This window comes from Methanocalculus sp., assembly GCF_030651615.1.
Classification (GTDB): Archaea; Halobacteriota; Methanomicrobia; order Methanomicrobiales; family Methanocorpusculaceae; genus Methanocalculus.
The window spans coordinates 1-2,737 of the sequence record NZ_JAUSCG010000059.1; the positions used below are offsets into that span (position 1 = coordinate 1).

Here is a 2,737-nt window from a genome sequence, read left to right on the forward strand (position 1 = left end):
TATCGGTGATACCCTTGCCCGTGCGTTCAGAAAGGCTGGATATCCCCTTGAGGTCCAGTATTATCTCAATGATATGGGCCGCCAGATTGCCATCGTCGTCTGGGGGCTTGAAACACTTGGAATATCCCCGGAACCCGATGAGAAAGGGGATCACTTCATCGCCCGTGTCTATATTCAGGCGAACCGTGAGATCGAGAATGATCCCTCGATCAACGACTCGATAGAACGTCTGATGCAGGAGATCGAGCGTGGAGAGAAGAAAGCGGAGCAGGAGTTCCGAAAGGCGGTTGATACCTGTATCGATGGTATAAAAACAACTCTTCTGGATCTGAATGTTGTTCATGACCGTTTTGTTCGGGAGAGTACCTTCCTTCGGATCGGGGATATGCAGCGGGTACTGGACCGCCTCTCCCGGCTGGATGAGGCAGAGAATGATGGCGAACTCTTCTCCATCAATCTCTCGGAATATGGCTTTGAGAAGAAGTACATCCTCAGGCGAAAGGATGGGACCAGCGTCTATGCTGCCCGTGATCTCGCCTACCATATCTGGAAAGCCGCAAACTACGACCGGATCATCGATGTCCTCGGTGCGGATCATAAACTGATCGGAGCCCAGCTCTCGGCTACACTGAAACTGCTGGGTGAAAAAGCTCCCGAGATCCTCCATTTCGAGTTCGTCTCACTCCCCGAAGGGTCAATGAGCACCCGTGCAGGGAAGTTCATCTCTGCTGATGAACTGATCGCCGAAGTCATCATTCGTGCTTTTGAAGAGGTGACGAAGCGAAGACCTGAGCTCTCTGAAGAAGAGCGGCAGCGTATCGCCAGATCGGTTGCGATCGGTGCGATCCGGTACGATATCGCCAGAGTCTCGCCTGAGAAGAGCACCGTCTTTGACTGGAAGCAGGCACTGGACTTTGAACGGCAGAGTGCTCCATATATCCAGTACGCTCATGCAAGGGCATCTTCAATCCTCGCAAAAGCCGGGGCATTTGCTGACGTATATGAATATGATGACCCTCATGAGATCGCTCTTGCAAAGGCGATCGCCCGATTCCCTAAGGTTCTTGAGACGGTCATCTCCGATCTCAGGCCGCATCTTCTAGCCACCTATATTCGGGATCTTGCAGATCTCTTCAACACCTTCTATCGGTTCGTTCCGGTCTTAAAGGCTGAGGGGAGATCCCTTGATTCCCGGCTCTGCCTTGTGGATGCGACGAAGAATACCCTTTCGGAAGCCCTGGAGACCCTTGGTATCGATGCACTCGAAAGCATGTGATGCCCTGCGGAAGCAGGGGTACCTCTTCTTTTCTCCGGATTCATCTGCTGCGGTGAAACCCTGCATGTGGAGCAAACGTGCGCTCCGTGGCGGGGATATGTGTTATAAACACCAGTTCTATGGGATTGAGAGTCACCGCTGTATCCAGATGACCCCGACTCTCCGGTGCAATCAGCGGTGCCTCTTCTGCTGGAGATCGATGGAGAATGAGGTGGCACATGAGATCGAACTTACCCCAGACGAGATCGTCTCCGGTGTCAGGAAGCTGCATAAAAAAGGGCTTGCCGGGTATAAGCCACACAAAGATGTGACTGCGGAACGCTGGAATGTGGCAACAGAGACGCCAAATCAGGTTGCAATATCACTCTCTGGTGAACCGACCTGCTACTCACAGCTCCCACAACTCGTTGATCTCTTCAAGGAGAACGGGTACACCGTCTTTGTCGTCTCAAACGGGACACGGCCCTGGGTCGTTCAGAGGTTATATCCCACACAGATGTACCTCTCGCTCGACGCACCGGATGAGGAGACCTATACCATGCTCTGCCGCCCGAAGGGGGATTACTGGGAGAGGATACAGGAGAGCCTTTCATACCTCTCATCACGGAGATCAGCCATCCGGATGACGCTTGTGAAGGGACTCAATGATCATTCTCCTGAGAAGTATGCGAGGATCATCGCAGATGCCGCACCGACGTTTGTCGAAGTCAAAGGATATATGTATCTCGGATACAGTCGTAGCAGATTATCAATGGAGCAGATGCCCGATCATGCCTATGTCCGGTCCTTTGCAGAGAAGGTTGCCCGACTCTCCGGATACCGTATCCGGGACGAGAGCCCGGTCTCACGGGTCGTCTGCCTTGAGGAGGATACATGAGATTTGATGCTGAAGAGTTTAGAAAACGTTCAAAAGATGATTTTGAAGGAGCATGGCATGATGGAACCCGGGTCCTCTCCACTCCTCCGATGAACCGGCAGTACCCACGCTATACCTACCGGCGTGCCCGCCCTCACCCGGTCTTTGATACGATAGAGCGGCTCAGGCAGGCATACCTTGCCATGGGATTTGACGAGGCGATGAATCCGGTCATCGTTGAGGAGCAGGAGGTGTACCGGCAGTTTGGACCTGAGGCGATGGCGGTTCTTGACCGGGTCTTCTACCTCGGCGGTCTGCCGCGCCCAAATGTCGGGATCGCACGGAAACAGATCGAGGGTATTGAAGCGATCACCGGTGTCACCATCTCTTCTGAGAAGGAGGAGGCACTCAGGACCACCCTCCATGCCTATAAGAAGGGTACCTTCGATGGGGATGACCTCACCCATGAACTCTCGGTGGTGCTCGGGATCGATGATGCGGTCGTCGTCCATATCCTTGATGCGGTCTTCCCTGAGTTCAGGGCGCTTGCACCCGAATCGTCACGTGCAACCCTCCGTTCACACATGACGAGCGGCTGGTTCATG

Annotated in this window: 2 protein-coding genes and 1 pseudogene; all 3 read left to right on the plus strand. The window is 53.7% G+C overall.

Going from position 1 to position 2,737, the window contains the following annotated elements; translation table 11 throughout:
• A partial coding sequence (argS, locus tag Q7V06_RS02435; RefSeq protein ID WP_304837555.1) for an arginine--tRNA ligase occupies nt 1-1,276 on the plus strand: 1,276 nt, incomplete at its 5' end.
• Nucleotides 1,257-2,153, plus strand: coding sequence for a 4-demethylwyosine synthase TYW1 (gene twy1 / locus Q7V06_RS02440; RefSeq protein ID WP_304837558.1), 897 nt, complete (start codon nt 1,257-1,259; stop codon nt 2,151-2,153). The genes argS and twy1, both read left to right, overlap by 20 nt.
• Nucleotides 2,150-2,737: pseudogene (locus tag Q7V06_RS02445) on the plus strand (O-phosphoserine--tRNA ligase); the annotation flags it as partial. The gene twy1 and the pseudogene Q7V06_RS02445, both read left to right, overlap by 4 nt.